Source organism: Shimazuella sp. NTD248 (assembly GCF_059510395.1).
This window is the reverse complement of record NZ_JCAJZT010000001.1, coordinates 201,654-225,766: the sequence shown is the minus strand read 5'-3', so window position 1 is coordinate 225,766 and position 24,113 is coordinate 201,654. Positions and strand designations below refer to the sequence as shown.

The following is a 24,113-nucleotide window of genomic DNA, read 5'->3' as shown; positions in this document are numbered from 1 at the left end:
AAACTTGAATTTTCCCTAAAAATAGAATAGTATAATTTTAGGAGCGTCCAAAGAATGCTCCCTGATCCCCACCGGACACCTTGGATAAAGGTCACTCCTGCCTCAGGAAACTGAGGATAGATACTTCGAAAAGAGACCGGTGAGGCACCACTCTTGAGATTACTCTAGAGTGGAATGTAACTAAAACCAAGAACAATTAATTGGTCTTGGTTTTTTTGAATCTGGGATCACTGTACGTGACCATTCAAGCTAAAACAATATAGGCACACTAGTGGAAAAAATGCTATTCTCTCTTTAAGGATTGAAAAAAGAAAGAATGGCGTTTTTTTCTGTTTTGGAGGACTATTTTGTTTTAACTTGCAGGATATGGGAAAACCGATTTTTTTATTTTCATATGATTTCTTACACTAGGCGTAGTGACAGGGTGCTATTATTAACCGCAAAGTAGCGCAACACCCTTATATATCAATGGATTTGACCTCTGATACTGAAACATAGATCAATCCCTAGACACCCCTCATTTCATCATAGAGAAATTCCCCTTTGTTACGATCACCGGTATATTCGTCATGCTTATAATAGTGGGAAAATTCGATAACGTAATTACTTTCTTTTGTGATGTTTTTGATTTCTATTCTTGGGAGCGTCGTCAAAAACTGAATTGGGAGCAATGAGACAAAGACAGACAGCGACGACAAAGAAAAATTAGTCAAACAAACCGTAACCCATGTCATCATTGTTATCGTCGTCATCAACTGTATTGTCACCCAAAACGGAATTGGGAGCATCGTCATCAACTGTATTGTCACCCAAAACGGAATTGGGAGAATTGCTATCAACTGTATTGTCATCCAAAACGGAATTGGGAGCATCGTCATCAACTGTATTGTCACCCAAAACGGAATTGGGAGAATTGCCATCAACTGTATTGTCACCCAAAACTGTATTGAGAGCGTTGTTATAAACTTTATTGATCGCGTCTCTGTGGAACAAAATCGCATTACCTGATCGTTGCACTAACCCTTCTATTTCAGGATACAGAAACCCGTGATTTTGCCACTTTTGTTCTACAGCTTCGACCGTTTCGCCCACTAATGGTGCAAATTCCTCCATTGTGTACCAGTCTCGTGGAGGCAGATCATCTTTTGTCGTCACAAAAAGAGTTTGCTGCACTATCTCAAGCGGTTCATCTCTACAAGAAATCAATTGACCGTCAATATCAGTAATAAAATACGAAAAAATCCCGCTTGAACTATAATCTTCCAACTCGTTGTACTTCTTACACCATTCTACGACTTCGTTCAATCCATTCAGCTTGTTGTGTCTCTTTTGAGTCACCATGTACATCCAGATTCTTACCACTATGGACTACTTGAAGATTGTAGCATCTGGACCTTGTACTTTTTGACTTTTAGTTATATTAACTCCATCATCTTCCATTCCATCCGTTTTACCTAATTGAACAATCCGAATACTAACATTTGGAAAAGTCAAGTTAGCATTGTTACGTAGATTGGAGTCTTCATCATCAATCTTTAGTTGTAAGATGGCATGTGTATTTCCTTCGACATTGAAAATGGCTCCTCCTGAAAGACTAACATACGTGCCATCAGAAGTATCTGGTACCCAAACTCCTGAACCAAGGATATTTTTTCCATTCAGTACAAGTACAGTTTCAGCAGCAAAATTTTTCCCTCGTTCTAAAAGGACGTTATATTCTACTGAATAAGTGTAGGTAGGAGCTAGTAGGATGTCTTTTGAATCAGGTGAATGAGAAATGTCTGATCCATTTATAACGATATTATGACTTAAAGGTAAGATTTTATCAGATTCTGTAGTTGTGAAAGGCTTAGCGTTAACGATAAAAGCATTGTTAGATGTAGGAAATTTCTTGGACAAAATTTAACCCTACTTTCGTTGAATGATTTTTTCTAAACAACCATCAAATGTAAATATAGGTTTGTTTTATAAAATGAAACTATATTAAAATTATAACATACTATTCAGTTATTTAACTATATTATAAATATTCCCTCTATTTTTGTACTTTTAGTTCCTAATATGGTGTTACCATGATATTGTGGATCACATAGACAGTTGATCACTCACGATACTTCGCATCCGGTCTATAAAGTAGCGCAACACCTTATATATCAATAGATTGACCTCTGATACTGAAATATAATTTATTGATTTTGGTATTAGTTTGAATAATACATAATTTACGGAATATTGGAGGCACTACCCCATAGCCATCAAGCTAAGCGATTGGATTGGCAAATCACTAACTAAATAAGGATTTTTTCTGAGGATACTCTCAAAGGAAAGACTTTTTTCGTTTTAGGGATATTCATGTTTCTTAACTGGATGGTCATGTGGTTCTACCCCCATTGAAGACAGAAAAACTATATTTCATCCGAAAGCGATCCTAGCATATATTCATTTTTACAATTACAGTCGTTTTCAAGAAAAGTTTAACGGCCTTTCCCCGATTGAATATCGAGAAAAAGCCGCAGTTTAACTTACTCTATTTTCATTGTCTAACTTGACAGGGCTATGTGCAAACGGTCACTTTGTGTGTTTATACCAAAGGTACAGAAGGATTTGGAGCTTGTGTTTGCCAATGAGCTTGTGGTTGAGTCATTGCATAAGATGCACCAGCAGGTTGTTGGAATTGTTGTATAGGAGCTTGAGCAATTTGATTACTAACTTGAATACATTGAGAAACAGCTTGATCTACTTGTTGAGCAAGTTGTCTGCAATGTGCGGCATCGGCGATATGTTGTTGTTCGGTTTGTTGGCGACGAGCCTCCGCTTGTTGTAATTGTCGAGCCATAGATTGGATGTGAGATAACTGGCTGGTTATCTGGTTGATTTGTTGCTGATGATACATGTACATCTCTCCTAGAGAATAGTATTAGTTACGAAATATAGGATGTGCATTTTTCTTCTTACTATTCATGGAAATAAAGAAGGCGATCTAGTTACTTAGAACGCAGTCGTTAACCCTCATGTGACTCTCCCATCAGAATGACTCCGTTCCATCATCACTACAACGATTTAAATGTTCGTTTAATATGTGTTTATACTGATCATACTCATTTTGAGCTGCTAACTTCCTTCCAAATCTATAGCAGATTGAAAACATCTTTCTGCATTAACCTATATAATATTCTGTTATCAGGCTTTGAAAGATCACGATGATTCTGTATAATTTAGTTGTCAGTCATATAGATTCCCTGTATGCATTAGTGACGAGAGGAACCATCTCCATGGGCGAGATCGCGGACGCAGCCCGGAGGGCGGCGGGGGAGCAGCAAGAGAAGGATCAGGAGAGCTGACCTAACCCTCGGCACAGTGACGCTCGGTGTTCGTAGTATTATTAGCGGACACCGAGCGTCCGTTGTTTTATATTCAATTATGGATTTAGTACAGGTATCTACAATTTAATGAGAAGTTTCTTTTTGGCTTGCCTGTAGTACTTTTGATTGCCTTTTGGTAAACTATTACTATAAGAAAGAATATATCAAAATTTACATTAATTACAAAAAGCGCAAGAACGAAGAAAATCATTGTGAAGCATGTAAATGTGACCACAAAACATACTGAAAATATTGAAAATAACTCACATGACATTATCCGTGATGGTGGCGATGGTGATCGTGAAGGACTAGACCCACCTAATCTCAATAGTAGTCATAACAAGAAGCGTAATACTATGCGCAAATTACCAAAATAACGAAGGGAATGGTATCAATAAGCAGCAAAAACAAATGGCGGAATCGGGGAATGTGGATCCTTGTGATTGGAGTATCATTATCCGTGATCAAACAAATCGCAAACCTATTTGGCTATCCAATACCAGATCCAACAATAGACTCAGTGACCAACATATTAACAACAATAGTAAACGCATTAGCAATCTTGGGAATACTCTCAGACCCCCCACAAAGACCACCGACAGACGAAACCAATAGCACAAACCAAAATCAAAATCAAAATCTATAGACACAAAACCCAACCACAGAAACCGAATCCAGAACTATCACAATCAAATAAACCGGAATCGCCTCCAACGCAGAGCGATCCGGTTTATTTAGTTACATGGAGTACACTTGTAGCAGAAGTTAAAGTGATTCCCTCCGAGGATGAAGTTATCAATCGTGGCTGATAAAAGGCAAAAAAGTGATGCGCTTCCTGAGTTTTTTCGAATCGAACTCGAGCCAGCACAAGAGATTTGTTATTGCAACTACTCCTGTGATAAAAGATGATCCACAAGAAATTGTTATACCGTTAAAACGTCAAATAGATAAGGAGACTCACAAAAAATTGCAATATGATGTTGTCGATCATGATTCTACTATGCAAGAGGAGGTTGTTGCATAATTACTACCAAAAGCGCAGATGTAAGTGAGTGAAGCGTCCTTTGTGTTTTTGGGCAACAGACGCTTAAAAACATACACATCAAGCGTCTTTCCCAACTGATTCAAGGTCGATTAATGCAACAACCTCTTCAACCATAAGCGCACCGCAAGTAGATATCCTAACATAATTATTGAAATAATTGCCTACTTAGAATATTACCATTAAGGATATTGTGATTATCTTTTGATTATATTATACTAATTATATAGTGCACGCTGAAACCACGTGCAGAGCCATCGGTTTGCAAAAACCGCGTTAGGCTCGGGCAGGCCCACCGAAGGCCGCTCCAAAAAACTCGACAACCGGAGGAGCGTTGAAGCTCGAAGTTTGCCCCCACCCGTAACCGAATGAGGGATGAGCCCTAGTGTAGGAATGGGTCGGGGGTGGATACCTCCCATGATCTTAATGCGCTCGAGAGAGGTACCCATGCTACGAAAGCTGAAACTCCGCCCCTGACCCGCTTAGCGGGTGCGCGAGAAGCGAGGCCTCTAAACTCGATCTAGTACACAACCAGGTAGAGAAAACTCTCCCTAGTATTAGCTGAGAGTAGCGCAAGCCTCCAGGGGGATAGTACCACGCGCCTCCGGGGTTCTTCTATTTCTGGGATCGCCAAAGGCCACGGCGACAAGGAAATTAGATGAACACTCATGACCACAAACCAGTGGTCGTGGGGGGACTGACTTAGATTCGGCTTTAGTGTTTCGTCCATAAGCGATTCCCTAGCCCGTCTGAGCAGTTCCCGGTGCTAATAATGGAATACCCATAGAAAAAAACAGGAAGGTAGCTTACCTCCCTGTTTTTGTTGTTTTATTCCGCAAACAAACTATGATGTTGCTTTTTCTTCCACACAAATTGATAAAATACATATAGTTAGACAAGCATACAGGTATCACAAATCGGATATGCTGATCAAATGCCTAGTAATGCATAAGGTTTAGATAACACATAAGCAACTGGTACCATGATTACCCAAAGACATTGCAATTGTAATTGCTGTAGGCATAATGAAAGTCCCACATCCTCGCATTTCCTATTATCATTAATACCAATTCTCGAAAACCAATAATTCGATAAGATACTTGATACACAACGCATTTCAGAATTTGCAAATGACTAAAAACAGGTCGTCTCCCAGGTCCAGTCCGTTGTTCTATATTTGCTTCGTCCAAAAGCCTTTCTAATTGTGTGAACCAAAGGAATGAGGGGATGTTCTTCTAAGATGTTTTTTGCTAAGATCTAGAGAAATCCGTCTTCTTGGTGATGTTGGTCTGCAAACTACATCTTACCAGAAGATTGGGTTTTTTCGTTTATTCAAAACTATTTATGCTACAGACTCAAGAGGTTTTAGAAAAAGCCATCAAAAGACTTGTCGAAGAAGACAAAAAATAGCATATGTCGCTGTAGTACAAGCATCTCTTGCATACCTATATATTAGGTGGTGATTGAGATGCTTGTTGTTATTGTACAAGGTGAATTAGCGGACAAACTTCGCCGGAATTGTTATAACTTTCTTATTGATAAGTATAGAAGGGAGAAGTTAAACGTTGATTGGAGTTTACGCACGTGTGAGTACAGAAGAACAAGCGAAGAAGGGGTTCAGTCTCCAGGATCAGATAAAGGAATGTCGGAAGAAAGCAAACAGTGCAGAGATAATTGAATATATAGATGATGGTTTCTCCGGTGAGTTTATAGATCGTCCTGCTCTCACCCAATTGAGAGACGATGCACGTAAAGGGTTGATAAACAAAGTTATTTGTCTCGATCCAGACCGCTTATCAAGAAAACTAATGAACCAGCTAATTATTACGGATGAACTAGACAAAAAAGAAATCAAGTTGGAATTTGTAAACGGTGAATATGCTAAGACACCAGAAGGGAATTTGTTTTATAGCCTTCGTGGTGCAATATCCGAGTTTGAGAAAGCAAAAATAAAGGAGCGTACAAGTCGAGGTCGTAAAGAGAAAGCAAAGCAAGGAAAAGTATTACGGGATTTTATCATATATGGCTATACATACAACAAGCAGACAGAACAATTAGAAATCAAGGAGGAAGAAGCGAAAGTAGTAAAACTAATTTTCGATCTTTTTACTAAGCCTAATGATCAGGTAAAAGGAATTAATGGGATTGCAAAACTTCTCACAGCTCAAGGCATACCAACCAAAAGAGGTGCTAAAGTTTGGCATCGACAAGTGGTACGACAAATCATATTAAATCCTGTTTTTATGGGCGAGTTTTATCAGAACAAGTGGAATACAGAAGGAATGCTGGGCAACCAATTTCGCTCTAAGGAAGAAAAGGTTTCCATGAAACTACGATCAAAAGATGAATGGATTAAAATTCCTTGTCCTCCTATAGTTGATGAAGCTACCTATCATCATGCACAAAAATTAATAAAAGATTCTAGAAGACGTTTTACTAAAGAGAGTTTGTATTCTTATTTATTAAGCGGGTTATTACGCTGTGGGAAGTGCGGTAATACCCTTACTGGAAGAAGGGCTAGAAATTGGGGTAAATATGAATTTGAGTATACGGATAAAAAAAATTATTCAGGTGCAAAACATCCAGGTTGTGGTTTTCGTATGAAGTGTGAGGAACTGGATACTCATGTTTGGAACCAGTTATTAGAGTGGTTGGATCAACCAGAAGAGATTACAGCTACTATTGCTGATGAGCTCACTCCAGAAGATGAAATTGCAACATTTGAACAAGTTGAGATGGAGAGATTAGAAAAGGAAATTGAAAAAACAAGGAAGGCAAGGAAAAAGGTATTAAAGCTCTTTGCGTTTGCAGATGATGAGGATATGACAGAAGAGGAAATAAAGCAATCTATTCGAGAATTAAAGGATAAAGAGGATGAGTTGGATCAAAAATTAATGAGTTTACGGCAGAAAGTGAAACAAGATAAGGATCATTATTATACTGTGGAAGTACTAAGAGAAGCAGCTGAGTATTATTTGAGCAAAAAAGGGGAACAAGAGTTAACCTTTGAGGATAAACAACATTTAATCCGCCAAGTGGTTAGAGAGATAGTGCTGCATGATGATCGTGTAGAAATCTACACGTTTTAAAAAGAGTCTTCAAAATAAATTAATAGGTCCTGACATTTGCCAGAACCTTTTTGTTTTAATACTTACGTATTTTGAAGTTTTCTTGGAGTAGGGACCAGTTCTTAGAGAAATCTTCACCGAGTACCCAATAAGCGATACCTCGAAGTCCATACTCCTTAATTAAGTTAAATTTAGCTTGGGCACTTTGTGTGTTTTCGTACCAGATTACGTGTTTTTTGTCCTGATTATCTGTATAGAAATAATATGGAGCCTGATCTCGATTACTGTATTGCGTTCTTAGCGACTTTATTTGAGCGAATGTCTCAGCTTCTTGAGGGGACACTCGTTTTGCTTTCGGACCACCTTTTTGATATGGCAGTGTCCAGTCATAACCATATAGAGGTGCCCCCATAATGATCTTTTCTCTGGGGATCTTTGAAATGGCATAATCTATAACTTTACGAACTTGAGGGATCGGAGAGACTGCCATTGGTGGCCCACCAGTCCAACCCCATTCATAGGTCATGAGGATTACAAAATCTGCTATTTTCCCATGAAAAGCATAATCATGTGCTCCATGCCAAGGACCATCCTGTTTGTCACTAGATTTTGGAGCTAAAGCGGTGGATACAAGATAGCCTTCCTTCTTAACCATTGGCAATAGAGTTGCCAAAAATCCGTTATACAACTGACGATCTTTTACGTAGATATGCTCAAAGTCTACGTTTAAAGCTCGATATCCTTTTTCCTTCATGACACGAATCACATTATAAATCAACCGTTTAGATGATGTTGGATTCGTAAAGATCTGATGTGCGATATCTGGTTGGAAATTTCCTTTAGCGAAGTTAGTAATCACTAACATTGGAACTGCATTTTTCTGTTTTGTAGTTGCCAAGGGGAATGCATCATTGATCGAAATTAAATCTCCATTGCTTTGAGCACGGTAACTAAAAAAAGCAACATAAGTCAAATTTCGAGCTGTTTCCTTAACATCATTAACAGCTTGCGTTGGAATTATTGGTTCCAAAAAACCAATGGACTCAATGTGTGGTCTGACTCTATTTGTTGGAAGTGTATTATCCCCCCTTTTTCCAGGAAGCACTCTGCCTCTACTCGTCATTCGTTCTAATTTTGATTGGGTTGATTGATTACTTGGAGTATTTTCCTTCCTGCTTTGTGGATTTGTATTGCATCCTTGCAATAGCATGATAAATAAAATGAAGATAAGAGAAATTTTTCGCATTTTTATCCCCTTTTTATGGTTGTTAAACTTAGTGCTTCTCTTATTTTGTTTTTTTATTCACTTGGTAAAACCAAGTTAGTGAGTGGAGCTTAAAACTGCATTTGAACTGGGAAATGAAGAGATTGAAACAAGAATTGAAAAAAATTATTGGAAGCGGATGGCTTTGCCAGTAATCAGAAGATTGCAAAAGAGGAGATGAAACAATCGATTTGAGTAAAAAAAGGAAAAGGAGGGATAAAATCCAAATGTTGGCGAGGGAAATGTGTCGTTCAATGACTGTGTAGAAATCTACACGTTTTAAATATATCTTACGCACCACTATAGACATTAGGTTAGAAATTTTAATGCACTTACGTTCGCTAAAAAAAGCACGGAAAGATGTATCCTTACATGATCCCATCGGAACAGATAAAGAAGGAAATGAATTCACTCTCGTGGTTTATCTGTATATTGAAAATATGACTAAAAAAAGCAACCGAAGTCGAAGGCTGATCCCGTCGAGCATCCGTCTCGTTTTGGCTGTCTCTATCTATCCGACAACAGATGGGGAGAGACACAATTTATATTTTTGGGTAAATAACTAATGTAAACTCGTCATTTCTTTGGTTCTTTTCTTTTCGATATGTACATTTATCCAATACACTCTTTAAAAGGGTGTTTTTTTGTTTTGGATCGTTGATCTGGGAGTATAAACCTAAAACATTTTCTACACGAGGGATGATACCCATTTTTGCTCTTGCACGATCTTTTTCAATGGCTAATTCAGTGATAGATTTTTCGATTGTTCCATGAATTTCTTTCATTCGATTTGCGATATGTTGTGATCGTTCTATATATGTATCCTCAGCATAAATGCCTCGCTCTAATAAATCATACAAGCGACCTCTTTGGGATTCTAAGTTTTTCAGCTCTTGTTGCAAGTTGCGGATTGTTACTTCTTTTATTGCTATATTGTGATGGTCGTGATTAGGTCGGTCATCTACTTTCCATTGGAGCTTGTATTGTTCTAGCCATTGGTGCAAAACAGAAATAAGTCTTTCCTCTACGAAAGAAAAACGGGAGCTTTTGTTTTTACAGTTTTTGTTGTAACACATAAGATGAGCAGGTTGTTTTGTATATGGTCTTAGAACCATAGAGGTATCACACATATCACATTTAATTAATCCAGCTAAGGGATTGGATATTCCATTTACTAAGTTATAAGGAACATGGTATCTCGTTTTTAATATATTTTGGGCTTTTTGATACGTTTCCATAGAGATGATTGGTTTATGTTTTCCTTTAACATCTATCCACTCTGAAATAGGTCTTGTTTTACTTTCTCTAACTTTTGTGGGATCAGTTGACTTCTTATAGCTTTTTTTCTTCCATTGTATCCGACCAGCATATACAGCATTTTTTAAGATGTTCATTACACTAGATCCCGTCCAAAGCTTGTCTGTATATGTACGTAAGCCTTGTGAGTTAAGATGATTAGCAATCTTGTTAGAGCCTAAACGCTGATTGTGATCACCATGTGTGTAAAGCTCAAAAATTATTTTAACAATAGGTGCAGTTTCTTCATTTGGAATTAAATAACGTCCTGACGAATCTTCTTTAATATCATAACCATAGGGTGGTCTTGTTCCTATATAATTACCTTCCTCTACAGAACGAACGCGTCCGCCTTGTAACCGCCGATTGATAATCTTTAATTCTTTGCGAGCCATGAATGCTTCAAATTCTGAATACTCTTCATCCCACTCATCATGAAGATCATATGTTTTTCGAGGAGTAATGATTTTTGTGTTCGAGCTTTGGAAGGTTTCAAGAATTAGACCTTGTTCCCTCATGTTTCCACGACCAAGCCGATCCATGTCCATCACTAAAACAGCATCATACATTTTCGCTTCTACTTCTTTTAGCAGCTCCATCATCTCTGGGCGATGGATAAGACTTTCTCCTGAAACAATTTCCTGTCTAATTTTAATAATGTTTAGATTTTGTTGTTTCGCTACTTGTAGGAGAGCCTTTTTATGCTTTGCTAGTGTTTCCCCTTCACCTCGTGCTTCTGCCTCAATATCACTTCTGGATTTACGAAGGTACATTGCAACCCTTTCCATTGTGAAAATTCACACCTTTTAAACGAAGTTTTATGGTTGTCCTAGTGATGGATTTGCATAGGATTTACAGAGGTGATCCATATGCAAGATCATCAATATAGCTAAGTATATCAGATCAATCGTACAACTATATGTATTGTTGCTCCGCACATAACGGAAGAAGAGAGAATGGAAAGATTAGAAGGAATAAAGCGTCAGATATGGATGAATATGAATCTAAAAGCGATCTTTTGAACTAGATTGCTTATTGTCATTCTATTTCTTTCACTCCATATACTTTACAACATTTTTGACTAAAACTGCCGTCATTTACTTTTATTTTCAAGTTGTCAAGTTTTACGTCATTTGGACAGCGAATAGGATGTTTGTTGTTTTATTTATATTATTATGACGTTACTGTAGATAGGGATGCCTGATTGGAGGATATCCTATGGCTCCTGGAAAAACAAAAGAGCAACTTGAGGAGGAAGCTAAAGTAGGGAGGCAGGTTCATGCTGATGTGGACAATGCAACCCACCGAAGGCTCAACAGTGAAAGCCCTACTGAAAAGAATGGGGCGGAGCAAGACCTCAAAAGATTGAGCTGTAGATAGTGATAGTTCTACTCTAAGGAAGACGAGTTATTGCTGCTCCTTTGAGGATTTCGCTTTGACCTGCTGATGTCTTCTGATGTTGGCAGGTCGCTCAATTTAACTAACAACAAAGCGAGAATGTTTCTTCGCATATTATATAAATGATACGTAAGCTAATGTAAACTTTAGCATCATTGCAGAGCGTAATGCAGATATACAGGTGTTACAATTGAATGATGCTCTCTCTGACGATTAAATAAGAGAAAAATAAAGCCTCTGGAACATTTGTACAGAGGCTTATTGGATTATACTTTTAGAGGCATGATGATACTTATTAAATTACTTGGATTATCTTTTCGGAATTTTAGTAACAATCATAGGAATTTGTTTCTAGACACTTGATTATGATTTTTTCTAGTTCTGGAAAGGATACAGTTCGTATTTGATCAAATTACCTTTTTCGTCACTGCTGTTTATTTCGAAAACGGAAAATAGGACAAATTATGTTTTGTAGTTTAGATGCTGGTTCTATTCCGATAAAGTCTTCTACTATTTATGAAAATTTGATAGTGGACCTTTTCGAAGGGATTGGCAAACACACCGATTGTGATCATATGGTCAAGGTGAGGTTGACAGTTTCCAAAGGAAGCTCTATACTAAATACTGTCGACAATATACTGTCGACTGATTTAAAGATACATGAATAAAATAAGTAAGGGAGAATTATTCATGATTGAGGTGAGAAAGAATCCTCCGCTTTACGAACAAATTTATACGAATTTAAGAGCGTTGATCGTGACAGGAAAGTATCAACCAGGTGAAAGGTTGGTGGATTCTCAAATAGCAAAAGAATTAAAAGTCAGCAGGAGTCCTGTGAGGGAAGCATTTCGGAAGTTGGAACAAGAAGGGCTGCTTGTAAATCATGATGGGAATACAACGGTTTATTCTCCAAATGTAACAGATGTTTTGGAACTGTTTCAGGTTCGCAGTGGTTTAGAGGGTGTAGCTGCTTATTGGGCAGCTAAATGGATGAACAGCAAGCAAATAGAAGAGTTGGAAAAAATTTTAGATCAAGCAAGTGTAGCATTAACAGAACGAAAAATCGAAGATGTTGTACAGCTAAACACTTTGTTTCATGAGCATATTGTTCTGTCTAGTAAAAATGAACGTTTGAAGGAAATGCTTCAAAAAATCGAAGCGCTGATTCTGCTCTACCGAAATACGTTTTTCCACAAGTATTACTATGGTAATGATGATTTTTTGAAAGAACACCAAGCGATACTCCAAGCGATTGTTTCTAGAGATGCAGAGTTGGCAGCATCGCGAATGCAAGAACATATCCTAAATGACTTAGAAGCTTTGCAAAAAGAAATAGGAGAAAAAGAATAATTCGAGGGATAATATGGGCAAAAAAATTTGGGAAAAGTACTTGGAGCAGGAGGACAAAGTTGTTTACACCAATGCAGGTTTTGGTCATTCTTCAGGGATTGGGAAAAATCCTGCACTGGTCATTATTGATGTAACTTACGGTTTTACTGGGGAAAAATCAGAGCCAATTCAAGAATCGATCCAAAAACACCCACTGAGTTGTGGGGAGAAAAGCTGGGAAGCGATTGAACATATCGAGCAGCTGTTACAAGTAGGACGAGCTCTTCCTATTCCTGTGTTTTATACAAAAATTGAGGGCGAGAAAGACCTAGTAAATGACAATGTAGGGATCAAAGGTAACTTTTTTGATCACCCTGATAATCTCCGAGGAGAAAGAGGTACACAGATTGTCGATGCATTAAAACCGGAGAAAGGCGAATTGGTTATTTCCAAAAAGAAACCTAGTGCTTTTTTTGGGACTCCACTTGCTTCCTATTTAACAGCACACCTAGTAGATACGGTGATTATCGCTGGGTGCACGACGAGTGGGTGTGTTCGAGCTTCTGTGGTTGATGCTTTTTCGCTAAATTATCGAGTGATTGTCCCGGAAGAATGTGTATTTGATCGAGGTATTACCTCACATGCAGTCAACTTGTATGATATGCAGCAAAAATATGCGGATGTTATGCCGATGGAGGAAGTGGTAAGGCAATTAAAAGAAATCTCACGCAATAACAGAAGAGATGCAATGAGAGGGTGAGTATTTTGAATTCTCGAGTTGGACTAGTTGTTCCCAGCTCCAATACAACGATGGAAACAGAAATTCCTGCGATGTTACAACAGAGAGCTCAGTTGTATCCAAGTGAAAGCTTTACCTTTCATTCCAGTCGGATGCGAATGCAGCATGTAACCAAAGAAGAACTGACCAAAATGGATGGAGATAGTGACCGTTGTGCCATAGAGCTGTCAGATGCCAGGTGTGATATTATCGCATATGCTTGTTTGATAGCGATCATGGCTCAAGGACCTGGCTATCACTGTATTTCCGAAATGAGGCTGTCCAATATCACCAAAGAAAATGGAGCATCTGCACCCGTGATTAGTAGTGCCGGTGCCTTGGTGGAAGGACTCTCCGTGCTCAAAGCTAAGAAGGTTGCGATTATTACGCCATATATGAAAACCCTTACAAACACAGTTATCGAATATTTACAAGCAAGTGGTGTTGAGGTAGTCGATTCCATCAGTTTAGAAGTTGCCGATAATCTGGAAGTTGGGAAATTAGATCCGATGAATTTGGTAGCGCTTTCAGATAATTTGAACATACGTGATGCAGATGCTGTGGTGTTATCGGCCTGTGTACAGATGCCTTCCCTGCCCGCTATTCAAATCGTTCAAGATCGCTTAGGTTTACCTGTGCTTTCCGCGGCAACGGCTACTGTTTATCAGATATTAAAGAATCTTCAACTGGAGACCCTAGTTCCTAAGGCAGGAGCTCTTTTGTCCAAGTAACGATACTACTACTTCATAAGAGGTGAATCATGTGGAAGAAAAAAACAAAATTTCGCCTAGAATAAAAAATTTACTCGAAGAAATGAGTGAAGGATTGGAAGAGGGAGTACTTCCAGTTAATCTCTTTAGTGATGCTGAGCTGTATCAAACGGAACAAGAACGTATCTTTGCTCGGAATTGGAATTTTTTAGCACACGAATCGGAAATACCTGAACCCGGAGATTATGTATTGCGCTATATCGTAGACGATGCCTTTATTGTGGTTAGAACGGAACAAGGAGAAATTAAGGTTTTTCTAGATGCTTGTCGTCATCGTGGAGTGGCTGTATGCAGAGCAGAAAAGGGAAATTCATCTCACTTTCGTTGTCCCTATCATGGCTGGACCTATAATAACCGTGGATCTTTGGTAGGAACTCCTGCCTTTCGAGATGCTTATAAAGGTTTAGCTCGAGAGGATTGGGGATTATTATCACCACCACGGATTGAAGTGTTTCATGGGCTAATTTTTGTGAGCCTGGAAGAAGATGGTCCTTCTTTTGAAGAATCTTTAGGTGGAATGAAATGGTATTTAGATATGATCTTTTCCTTGCAAGATGAAGGCATGGAAGTATTGGGAGAACCACAACGCTGGGTGATTAAAGCCAATTGGAAGCAAGCAGCTGAGAACTTTAGCGGGGATGATTATCATCTGCTCTATTTGCATAAATCCACCTACGACATTGGAGTGATGCCTGTTCCATTAGTTGAAAATATGAAGGGGTACCATATCCAAACTGGTAATGGAAATGGGATCAGTTTTTCCATAGATTTAGACCCAAATAACCCAGGTCCGAAATTTTGGGCTTTTCCCGAAGAGGTTGTCAATACTTTTAATTTTAATAACTTAACCCAAAAACAATTTGAACTGGCTCGGGGTTCCCGCGTATGTGTGGGCAATATCTTCCCAAATACATCTTTTCTCATGTTACCGCTTAGTCCAGATCCCGATAATATTCCCCCGACCCCATTGTTTACATGGCGGGTATGGAGACCACGGTCTGTGGATGAGATCGAAGTATGGGACTGGTTTATGATGTATAAAAACACTCCGGAAGAATTTAAACTAAATTCACTGAAAGCTGGTATTTCTTCATTTGGGATCGCTGGTACATTCGAGATGGATGACGCTATTCCTTGGGAGTCCATTGCTAAAAATGCAAAAGGACAATTTGCCAAAAAGAACTTGTTGCTCAATTATCAGATGGGTATGGAAGGCATGAGTAGTGCGGAGATCGTGGAAGATTGGCCATTTCCGGGCATTGCTTACTATCCTCGTTTTGAAGAAGGTAACTTACGAACCATGTATGTGAGGTATATGAAAGATATGCTTGGCAACAAAGAATAGAATCCTCAGTTTAATAAATTTAGCTTAGGAGGATATAAATGGATATGCACAATACGGCTTATGCTGAAGGGGTTGAATTTTTCCTTCATGAAGCGGAACTGCTGGATAATAGACAATTTACGGAGTGGCTAGCGTTAATGACAGATGATTTGATTTACCAAGTGCCGATACGTTTAACACGGGAAAAAGCAGCGGAATCGCATTTTAGTGCACAAAATTGGTTGATGAATGAAACAAAAACTTCCCTAGAAATGAGGGTGAGCCGTACCTTTGGCGATTATGACTGGGCGGAAGATCCTCCATCGAGAACCCGTCGTTTTCTGACTAATTTTCGGTTCAAAGCGGGAGAGCAGGGGAATGAGGTTTTGTGTAAAATCAACTTTTTGCTCTATCGCAGCAAATTTGACGAAACCTCTTACAGCTTGATTTCAGGAGAACGGCACGACACATTGAGAAAGCTAGGCGATGAGTGGAAGCTGGCAAAGCGATTGGTATATCTGGATCACACCATCGTACCGATGAATAATATGGCTGTCTTCTTTTGATAGAGAATTTGAAAACGATTACAAATATTTATAAAGAGAGGTGATAAAGTTTACATGGATAAACTATCGGATGTTATTCAAATAGGAAATGAATTTTCAGTCGTACATGTACGTAAGGTGTACACGCGTAATGGGGAGAGGCTTCAGATCACGTCGATGAAATCAGGAACCACGATTATGCTGGATGCGATGCAATTAGAAAGTATCTCATTCCAACAACCGGAGCTTTTTACCCGATTGTTTGAAAAATATTATGGTGTTCACCAAGAAGATGATGAATCAGATCAAATAAATGATGGGGGATAAAATCGATATGGGTCAACCCAAAGCACAACGATTTGAGCATGCAGAATTAAAAGTAAATGATCTAGCAAAAGCACTTGCCTTTTATACAGAGGTGGTTGGATTAGTCGAAATCGCGCGTGGGGATGGCATCGTATATCTTGGATGCGGGCTGGATGAAAACTATGATCTCGCCATCAAAGAGGGAGGCTCTGGTGTTGCTCATTTTGCGATTCGGATGGAAACGGAAGACGAATTAGCTTTTTACAGCAAACGTTTACGTGAGCATGGAGTAAAAGTACTCCAAGTAGCTGGTCATGAACCAGGTCAAGAGAAAGGAATTCGCTTTTCACTCCCAAGTGGTAATCAGATGGAATTGGTGATCGTAAAAGATAATCGCTATTTAAATCCAGCCAATCCTGCTTTTCATAGAACAAGAGGTTTTGCTCCACTCAATGCTGATCATATCAATCTGATGGCTGCGGATGTAAAAAAAGAAGCAGACTTCCTAAAGCAAATTTTAGATTTTCGCTTTTCGGATATCGTGGAGCCAAAAACAAGTTCAGGTGATTGGACGATGGCTTGGACGCGTTCTAGAGATTATCATCACGACATTGGCATTACCAAAGCAAATAATCGTCAAGAAACACTGCATCATTTTGCTTGGGCAATGACAGGCTTTGAACATATGAAAGTGGCAGCAGATTTGCTGGCACAATTTAATATTACCTTAGAGATTGGACCAGGAAGACACCCGATTGGCCCTAACCTATTCATCTATTTTTGGGAACCGGGCGGCAATCGATTTGAGCTTTCTAGTGAAGCAGCCATCATTGACCCAAGTACACCTCCTAATTATTGGCGGAGTATGAAAGACACTTTAAACGTTTGGTCCGATAGTCCTGCACCAGAATCTTTTCATAGGGGGACGTAAAGTGGAAAGATTAGAACAAAAAGTTGCGCTGATCACCGGAGGTTCCTCTGGGCTTGGTTTGGCAGTTGCGAAAAGATTTATCCAAGAGGGAGCAAAAGTTGCCGTAACAGGCCGCTCGGATGATAAGTTAACAAAGATTAAAGACTTATTTGGTGACCAAATGCTCACGATTGCGGGAGATATGAGTCTGCTCGAAGATAATAAATTAGCGGTTGCCAAAACAGTACAAGCATACGGCAAGTTAGATATTTTGGTTCCTAATGCAGGCATATATGATGGCAATACTCCTTTGATAGATATTCCTGAAGACCGAATTAGTCAAGCATTTGATGAACTGTTTAGCATTAATGTCAAGGGATATCTGTTGATTGTAAAGGCTGCCTTACCTGAGCTGCTCAAGACCAATGGCTGTATTGTCATGTCCGCTTCGCACGCCAGCTTCTATTCAGCTGGAGGAGGGCCGTTATATACCGCTTCTAAACATGCAATTGCCGGTCTAGTGAAAGAATTAGCTTTTGAATTAGCACCGAAGATCAGGGTAAATGGCGTAGCCCCAGGTGTAGTGGCTACCGAAATGTCCATGCCTGTCTCAATGGGTAAACAAGTTCCCTCGATTATCTCTGGGGTAGAAGATGCGTTACCATTGCCATTTATCCCAGAGGGAAATGATTACACAGGCCCATATGTGTTACTCGCTTCGGAAGAAGATGCGAAAACAATCACAGGAACGATTATCCAAGCCGATTGTGGAATTAGTATTCGTGGTCTGACGAAAGTATCTGGTGGAATATCGAACGAAATATAAATAGATCTAGTCAATAGATAAATTTTTTATAAGGAGGAATTGGAGAGATGGGTGCAAACATAGGTCAGCTAACGAAATTGTTTATAGATGAATTAGAGCTTTGTCAAGTTCAAAAAAACGAAAATGTGGTCGTCATAAGCCAGCCAGAATCCAGACCAGGCTATAAAGAGGCGTTTTTAGCAGCGATTGAGTCATTTGGAGCACACGGATTATCTCTTGAATTTCCCGGGATCAGACATGCGGAACTTCCTTTCCGTGGACGGCCTTCTCTTGATGTTGATCAATATATTAAACAATATCCTTTTGCTATGGAGTCGTTAAAGAAAGCAGATATGGTTATTGATGTTACAGCAGAAGGATTGGTGCATACCCAAGCTCGTTCCATCACATTACAACATGGAGCCCGGATGTTGATGGTATGGGAGCCCCAAGAAATTTTAGAAAGAATGTTTCCTCGCAAGTCGCTGCGAACAAGAGTGGAAAGAGCTCATGAAATGATTGTTCATTCCAAAACGATGCGGGTAGTGACAGAAGCAGGAACAGATGTATCGGTTCAAATCGGGAAAAAAGAACCAAAAATTATGCAATATGGGTATACTGATCAATCTGGCAGATGGGATCATTTTGCCGGCGGATTTGTTGCCTTCTATCCAATCGATAGAACTTCGAATGGACGGATTGTCCTTGATGTAGGCGATATTATTCTTCCATTAAATCGCTATGTGCAAAGTCCAATCAGCATTGATATCAAAGACGGTTATATTACCGAGATTACAGGTGAAGGTCTAGATACGCTGATATTTAAAAAGTTTTTCCAAGCGTGGGATGATCGTGAAGTATATGCCACATCACACTTTGGATTTGGACTAGACGAGACCGCACTCTGGGATGCTTTGGGATTTTATGGGAATCAGACCTATGGGATGGATGCGCGTGCCTATGCTGGAAATTTCATGTGGTCAACTGGACCGAATGCATTTGTGGGACGCCATACCCCTTGTCACTACGATATTACGATGCAAAACTGTACCATCTATCTCGATAATCAAGTCATCATTGAAGCAGGAAACATTGTAGAACCTTCACTGAAATTGGAAAAGGAATAGGGAAGACAATGGAAAAGCTAAGAGTTTCCATGGTGCAAATGAGTGTAACTGATGATCGAGATAAAAATGTAGCAAAGGCGATAGAGCTGATCTATCAAGCGGTTGAGAGTAACCCGCATGTGATCGTTCTCCCAGAAAACTTTCATCTGATGGGAACAAAGGAACAATTTTTTCAACAAGCAGAAACGATCGATGGTCCTACTTTGCAAAAATTGAGAGCGGTTGCCAAAGAGAAAAAGGTATACATTGTTGCCGGGACGATGAAGCTGAGATTTGAAGATGAAGAGAAACTTCGCAATGTCACATGTGTGATCAATCCCGATGGGGAAATCCAAGATATGTATCAGAAGATTCATACCTTTCATGCCAATGTTGGTGGAACTCATTATCAGGGCAGTGAAGTAGAGAGTGCTGGTGAGGACATTGTAGTGACCAATATTTTTGGCATACCAGTAGGGCTGAGTGTTTGCTTTGATATGCGGTTTCCAGAAATGTTTCGGATCATGGCTTTAAAAGGAGCGCAAGTTATTCTGGTTCCGGCGATCTTTATGTTACACACTGGGAAAGATCATTGGGAAACTTTATTGAGAGCAAGAGCGATTGAAAATCAGCTTTTTATCGTGGCACCAGCTGTTTATGGACCTTTCCCTCCAAGCCAAAATTGGAGTTATGGACGCAGTTTATGCATTGATCCATGGGGATTAGTTATTGCACAAGCTCCAGACATCGAAACAACCGTTACTGTCGATTTGGACTTGAATTTGGTGAGGACAGTAAGAGAAAAAGTACCTGCCTTAGCACAACGGAAGCCGCAAGCATATCGATGGGATGAGGTTGATGGGGTTTAATAAACCAGGACACAACATGATTTTAAAAGCAGGGGGATCAAGATGAACATAGGTTTAGAGGATAAAGTGGTCTTGGTTACCGCAGCTAGTAAAGGATTAGGTTACGCGGTAGCGAAGTCTATGTTAGCGGAAGGCGCTAAAGTGGCAATTAGCTCACGAAATGAAGAAGCAATAAAGCAAGCAGCGACTGAGTTATCTCAAAATGGAAAATACGAAGTGTTTTCTTATGCAGCAGATTTATGTAAGTCTGATGAAGTAGACAGACTAATGGATCAGGTTCTTTCGCATTATGGTCGTGTCGATGTATTAGTAAACAACACGGGTGGACCACCCACTGCTGACTTTGTTCATACTTCGCGGGAAGATTGGGATATGGGACTTAATATGATCCTGTACCCTGTCTTGCAGATGACCAAAAGAGCGATTCCTTCTATGATTGAAAACAGAGGGGGACGAATCCTGTTTATGACCTCTACTTGGGTCAAACAACCGAGACAAAGCGGTGTTATCTCAACCATGTTCAGAAGTGCAATTTCAGGCTTATCCAAACACCTATCCAATGAGCTAGCTCCGCATAATATCTTGGTTAATCAAATAATGCCTGGACCTACATGGACCGATCGGTCGAGACAGATCACCAGCCGGTTAGCAGAAAAGCGTGGTGTTCCAGTTGAAGTAATCAAAGATGAAATAAAAGAAGAAATCCCCTTAGGCCGGTATGGACTAGCAGAGGAAATTGCGGATGTAGTAACGTTTCTGGCATCTGATAAATCCTCATTTGTGACAGGAACCTCTATTCAAGTTGATGGCGGCCAAATCAAAGCAACTATATGAACGGTCTGGCACACTGGTAATCTAATGTCATCAAGAGTTACAGTCAAAGGTCGTTCCCAAGCAGTTGTGGAATTAGTTCGGTTAGGAGCTAAAGATACAGCCCAAAACCCCTACCTCCAAAATATTTTGGTAAGTAGGGGTTTTGGGCTGTATCCAAATCGTATGAGTTTCAGCTTGTCCTGTCTGCTTCCGGCACACCAAGTGTGCCGGTCGTGCTATGCATGATTAGAATCAATTAGGTAGAATGAGATTTTTGATTGGTACTTCCTTAATTTGAATTGCGTTTTGCTCATAATTTAATTTGTATTTATTATGAGTTAGTACGACTTCAACTGGATTAATAGGTTGGTCATTTTTCATTTCTACTAATTCAATTACACCAGTCAGTTGGTAGCTGTTTTTTACTTTCTTGTAAGTTGATGTGATGTAAAAATCTTTATACGTATCTAATATAATCTTTTGTTGTGGCTTACCATTTTCAATAAAAATAGGGTAAGTAATCTTTTTTGTCGAATAAGAACCCATGAGATAAGAACTAAAAAAAAGAAGAACAAATATACTGACTGAGTAAAGAATGTTTAGTGTGGTCGATTTCTTTTCATCTGCGAACGAACTCACAAAATAAAGCGTGAGTCCTAAACTTGAAAAATACCACAACATTAATGAAAATACTTCTGTGTCATTAAAATTCAAATTATAGAATAAACCGAGAAAGCCTGAAATGGGATACATCGTGATGGATAACGCTATAAGGAAAAATATTGCAAACAGTGCTTTAGCACCCTTCTTTTTCACTTTCATATTGTTTATTGTATTTATTCTGAAAAATATATAGTTTGGAAGAAAAAATAGTAAAATGATGATTATATATAATAAACTGGGTGCTGTTAATTTATTAAAATCTAGATCCAAATACATAATAGGGATATGAAAAAGATGATAGTATCCTGAATAAAAAGCATATGTAAAAACATAGAGTCCAACAACCCCAAATGTTATCAATATTTCAGGCTGAATAAAAGTCGCTAAAAAGGCTTTACTTTGGTCATTCTCTTGACTATCAGTTGATTTTGATGTTAGCGGCTTATTTTTTTTCATTTGTCTTTTTCTCTTACTCATATGCACCTCATTAAAATAATCTAAATTACCAACTCCTGATGAGTAAATCTTTGTTCCATATCCACTGACCCACTTTACTTCCTATATTAGGATAGATTGGTTTCTAAAACCACCTCTATTTTAAAAGGTATCACAGTGACATACGGAAAACTACACAAACATCCCCCTCTCCTTCCCGGTGAAAAATACAGATAAATACCTAGTGTTAATGAAATAACCTTGTTGGACATTTTGGGAACAGACAGAGATGAGATTGTGGATTTGGTTCAAATGAAAATTGAAAAGAAACGAATCATGAACCATCTGCACATTTTGGATGATCGGGAGCAAGAGGTGATTCGAAATCGGTTTGGATTGGATGGTTTAGAAGAAAGAACGCAAAGGGAGATAGCAAAGGAATTAGGGATATCTCGGTCCTATGTATCACGAATTGAAAAGCGGGCGTTGATTAAGTTATTTCATGAATTTTATCGGAAGCCATGGAAAAAACAGCAGTGATGGGACACTGCTGTTTTTATCGCATAACCTCAAACGCCGGAATGTCTTAATAACCAATTGCTTAATTCAGTTTTTTGTTTATGTTGATGGACCCATTCTTTGCTGGATTCTATCCATTTCTGATGGGCATCTAATTGTGATTCCACTTGATTCCGGGCAGTTCCACCTAAGACATTTCGTGCGTTTACTACGGTTTCTACTTCAAGGGCGTGATATACATCTGATTCGATCAACGGGGAAAATTGTTTGAACTCCTCTAAAGATAAATCCTGTAAGAATTTGTTTTTTGTGATGCAATAGAGAACTGCTTTCCCTACAATCTCGTGAGCTTCACGAAAGGGAATATTGATTCGTACAAGATAATCAGCTAAATCAGTTGCATTGGCAAAATCATGTGTAACTGCTTTTTTCATTCTCTCTCGATGAACATGCATGGTCTCTATCATCGGTGCAAGTATTGTAAGTGCTCCCTTTAAAGTGGAGAGTGTATCAAACATACCTTCTTTATCATCCTGCATATCTTTGTTATACGTGAGCGGTAACCCTTTTAAAATTGTCAGCATACCCATGAGATGTCCATAGACTCGTCCCGTTTTACCACGAATTAATTCAGCTACATCTGGATTCTTTTTTTGTGGCATAATGCTGGAACCTGTACAATAAGCATCATCCAGTTCAATAAAGGAGAATTCTTGACTACTCCAAATAACGAGCTCTTCACAAAGACGAGAAAGATGCATGGATTGTAAGGAAGCCTGAAATAAAAATTCTGCAAGGAAGTCTCTATCACTCACTGCATCCATACTGTTACGGTAAACGTCATCAAAATGAAGTATCTCGGCAACGTATTCTCGATCAATTGGAAAGGTGGTACCTGCTAGTGCGCCTGCTCCAAGTGGGAGTACATTGATTCGTTTCCAATTATCTTGGATTCGTTCAAAATCTCTTTGTAGCATACTTACATACGCTAGCAAATGATGACTTAGGAGAACAGGCTGCGCTCGTTGCATATGAGTATAACCTGGCATAACGGTATCCAGATGCTTTTGTGCTTGGTTTAGAAGTGCAGTTTGAAGCAGAAGAGTCTGCTCTGCGAGTTCAAGTGTTTTTCTTCGTAAATATAAATGTAAATCTAATGCTACTTGGTCATTTCTACTGCGCCCAGTGTGCAATTTTCCAGCTAGGGGACCGATTTCTTCTCTTAACATTTTCTCGATATTCATATGAATATCTTCGTTTTCAATGGTGAAATTGTATTTCTCCTCTTGGATGCCTTGGAAGACGTGGTGTAATCCTTCTTTGATTTGCTCAACTTCTTTGGAATCAATGATTTTGCATTTCCCTAACATTTGGATATGGGCTAAACTGCCTACAATATCTTCTTTCCATAGCTGATAATCAAAAGGGATAGAAGCAGTATACTCTTCTACTAATGCATCGGTTTGTTTGGTAAAGCGTCCTCCCCAGAGTTTCATTTACCTTGATCCTCC

22 protein-coding genes and 3 pseudogenes are annotated in these 24,113 nt (G+C 39.1%); 18 read left to right on the top strand and 7 right to left on the bottom strand.

The features are described 5' to 3' along the window. Positions 1 to 705 precede the first annotated feature (705 nt). Both AC5WOE_RS01190 and AC5WOE_RS01185 read right to left on the bottom strand, forming a co-directional pair. On the bottom strand, positions 706 to 1,338 hold the full coding sequence (locus AC5WOE_RS01190; protein WP_496051708.1) for a hypothetical protein: 633 nt from the start codon (positions 1,336 to 1,338) through the stop codon (positions 706 to 708). A gap of 30 nt (positions 1,339 to 1,368) precedes the next feature. Then, positions 1,369 to 1,899: a hypothetical protein gene (locus AC5WOE_RS01185; protein WP_496048166.1), complete on the bottom strand. Its 531-nt coding sequence runs from the start codon at positions 1,897 to 1,899 to the stop codon at positions 1,369 to 1,371. A gap of 520 nt (positions 1,900 to 2,419) precedes the next feature. Here AC5WOE_RS01185 and AC5WOE_RS01180 point away from each other — a divergent pair. Further along, positions 2,420 to 2,521: pseudogene (locus AC5WOE_RS01180) on the top strand (IS3 family transposase); the annotation flags it as partial. 60 nt (positions 2,522 to 2,581) lie between these two features. On the opposite strand, the gene AC5WOE_RS01175 reads toward AC5WOE_RS01180, so the two are convergent. Beyond that, entirely contained in the window at positions 2,582 to 2,893 is a 312-nt protein-coding gene (locus AC5WOE_RS01175; RefSeq protein WP_496048165.1) for a hypothetical protein, read from the bottom strand. A gap of 854 nt (positions 2,894 to 3,747) precedes the next feature. Here AC5WOE_RS01175 and AC5WOE_RS01170 point away from each other — a divergent pair. The 3 genes from AC5WOE_RS01170 (at position 3,748) to AC5WOE_RS01160 (ending at position 7,493) form a co-directional block, all read left to right on the top strand. Further along, on the top strand, positions 3,748 to 4,008 hold the full coding sequence (locus AC5WOE_RS01170) for a phage holin (protein WP_496051707.1): 261 nt from the start codon (positions 3,748 to 3,750) through the stop codon (positions 4,006 to 4,008). A gap of 177 nt (positions 4,009 to 4,185) precedes the next feature. Next, entirely contained in the window at positions 4,186 to 4,386 is a 201-nt protein-coding gene (locus tag AC5WOE_RS01165; RefSeq protein ID WP_496048163.1) for a hypothetical protein, read from the top strand. Positions 4,387 to 5,969: 1,583 nt separating this feature from the next. Next, positions 5,970 to 7,493: a recombinase family protein gene (locus AC5WOE_RS01160; protein WP_496051706.1), complete on the top strand. Its 1,524-nt coding sequence runs from the start codon at positions 5,970 to 5,972 to the stop codon at positions 7,491 to 7,493. Positions 7,494 to 7,548: 55 nt separating this feature from the next. On the opposite strand, the gene AC5WOE_RS01155 is transcribed toward AC5WOE_RS01160, so the two are convergent. Then, positions 7,549 to 8,718 carry a glycosyl hydrolase family 18 protein gene (locus tag AC5WOE_RS01155; RefSeq protein WP_496051705.1) on the bottom strand — a complete coding sequence of 390 codons (1,170 nt, stop codon included), beginning with the start codon at positions 8,716 to 8,718 and terminating at the stop codon, positions 7,549 to 7,551. 326 nt (positions 8,719 to 9,044) lie between these two features. Between AC5WOE_RS01155 and AC5WOE_RS01150 the strand changes: the two are divergent. Further along, positions 9,045 to 9,173, top strand: a pseudogene (locus AC5WOE_RS01150) (flagellar biosynthesis protein FliA); the annotation flags it as partial. A gap of 105 nt (positions 9,174 to 9,278) precedes the next feature. On the opposite strand, the gene AC5WOE_RS01145 reads toward AC5WOE_RS01150, so the two are convergent. After that, the gene (locus AC5WOE_RS01145; RefSeq protein ID WP_496051704.1) at positions 9,279 to 10,820 is read right to left on the bottom strand and encodes a recombinase family protein; all 1,542 of its coding nucleotides are present in this window, start codon (positions 10,818 to 10,820) and stop codon (positions 9,279 to 9,281) included. Positions 10,821 to 11,250: 430 nt separating this feature from the next. Between AC5WOE_RS01145 and AC5WOE_RS01140 the strand changes: the two genes are divergently transcribed. The 12 genes from AC5WOE_RS01140 (at position 11,251) to AC5WOE_RS01085 (ending at position 21,006) form a co-directional block, all read left to right on the top strand. Further along, complete coding sequence (locus AC5WOE_RS01140; protein WP_496051703.1) at positions 11,251 to 11,412, top strand: hypothetical protein; 162 nt, start codon at positions 11,251 to 11,253, stop codon at positions 11,410 to 11,412. A 708-nt stretch (positions 11,413 to 12,120) separates the two neighbouring features. Continuing rightward, positions 12,121 to 12,780 carry a GntR family transcriptional regulator gene (locus AC5WOE_RS01135; RefSeq protein ID WP_496051702.1) on the top strand — a complete coding sequence of 220 codons (660 nt, stop codon included), beginning with the start codon at positions 12,121 to 12,123 and terminating at the stop codon, positions 12,778 to 12,780. Between the two features lie 13 nt (positions 12,781 to 12,793). Beyond that, positions 12,794 to 13,519: an isochorismatase family protein gene (locus tag AC5WOE_RS01130; RefSeq protein WP_496051701.1), complete on the top strand. Its 726-nt coding sequence runs from the start codon at positions 12,794 to 12,796 to the stop codon at positions 13,517 to 13,519. 5 nt (positions 13,520 to 13,524) lie between these two features. Then, positions 13,525 to 14,268 carry a maleate cis-trans isomerase family protein gene (locus tag AC5WOE_RS01125; RefSeq protein ID WP_496051700.1) on the top strand — a complete coding sequence of 248 codons (744 nt, stop codon included), beginning with the start codon at positions 13,525 to 13,527 and terminating at the stop codon, positions 14,266 to 14,268. A gap of 31 nt (positions 14,269 to 14,299) precedes the next feature. Beyond that, entirely contained in the window at positions 14,300 to 15,652 is a 1,353-nt protein-coding gene (locus AC5WOE_RS01120; protein WP_496051699.1) for an aromatic ring-hydroxylating oxygenase subunit alpha, read from the top strand. A gap of 38 nt (positions 15,653 to 15,690) precedes the next feature. After that, positions 15,691 to 16,197 (top strand): aromatic-ring-hydroxylating dioxygenase subunit beta, encoded by a 507-nt coding sequence (locus AC5WOE_RS01115; protein WP_496051698.1) that lies wholly within the window; start codon positions 15,691 to 15,693, stop codon positions 16,195 to 16,197. A 54-nt stretch (positions 16,198 to 16,251) separates the two neighbouring features. Then, entirely contained in the window at positions 16,252 to 16,503 is a 252-nt protein-coding gene (locus AC5WOE_RS01110) for a dihydrodiol dehydrogenase (RefSeq protein ID WP_496051697.1), read from the top strand. Between the two features lie 7 nt (positions 16,504 to 16,510). Beyond that, positions 16,511 to 17,413, top strand: a complete 903-nt coding sequence (locus AC5WOE_RS01105) for a VOC family protein (protein WP_496051696.1) — start codon at positions 16,511 to 16,513, stop codon at positions 17,411 to 17,413. Position 17,414: 1 nt separating this feature from the next. After that, positions 17,415 to 18,218 carry an SDR family NAD(P)-dependent oxidoreductase gene (locus AC5WOE_RS01100; protein WP_496051695.1) on the top strand — a complete coding sequence of 268 codons (804 nt, stop codon included), beginning with the start codon at positions 17,415 to 17,417 and terminating at the stop codon, positions 18,216 to 18,218. A 47-nt stretch (positions 18,219 to 18,265) separates the two neighbouring features. Beyond that, positions 18,266 to 19,324, top strand: coding sequence for a 2,5-dihydroxypyridine 5,6-dioxygenase NicX family protein (locus AC5WOE_RS01095; protein WP_496051694.1), 1,059 nt, complete (start codon positions 18,266 to 18,268; stop codon positions 19,322 to 19,324). Between the two features lie 8 nt (positions 19,325 to 19,332). Beyond that, the gene (locus tag AC5WOE_RS01090) at positions 19,333 to 20,172 is read left to right on the top strand and encodes a carbon-nitrogen hydrolase family protein (RefSeq protein WP_496051693.1); all 840 of its coding nucleotides are present in this window, start codon (positions 19,333 to 19,335) and stop codon (positions 20,170 to 20,172) included. 42 nt (positions 20,173 to 20,214) lie between these two features. Further along, on the top strand, positions 20,215 to 21,006 hold the full coding sequence (locus AC5WOE_RS01085) for an SDR family oxidoreductase (RefSeq protein ID WP_496051692.1): 792 nt from the start codon (positions 20,215 to 20,217) through the stop codon (positions 21,004 to 21,006). Between the two features lie 231 nt (positions 21,007 to 21,237). Here AC5WOE_RS01085 and AC5WOE_RS01080 read toward each other — a convergent pair whose 3' ends face one another. Next, the gene (locus AC5WOE_RS01080) at positions 21,238 to 22,125 is read right to left on the bottom strand and encodes a hypothetical protein (RefSeq protein ID WP_496051691.1); all 888 of its coding nucleotides are present in this window, start codon (positions 22,123 to 22,125) and stop codon (positions 21,238 to 21,240) included. 207 nt (positions 22,126 to 22,332) lie between these two features. Here AC5WOE_RS01080 and AC5WOE_RS01075 point away from each other — a divergent pair. Continuing rightward, positions 22,333 to 22,623, top strand: a pseudogene (locus AC5WOE_RS01075) (sigma-70 family RNA polymerase sigma factor); the annotation flags it as partial. A 29-nt stretch (positions 22,624 to 22,652) separates the two neighbouring features. On the opposite strand, the gene argH reads toward AC5WOE_RS01075, so the two are convergent. Further along, the gene (gene argH, locus AC5WOE_RS01070) at positions 22,653 to 24,098 is read right to left on the bottom strand and encodes an argininosuccinate lyase (protein WP_496051690.1); all 1,446 of its coding nucleotides are present in this window, start codon (positions 24,096 to 24,098) and stop codon (positions 22,653 to 22,655) included. Positions 24,099 to 24,113: the final 15 nt, after the last annotated feature.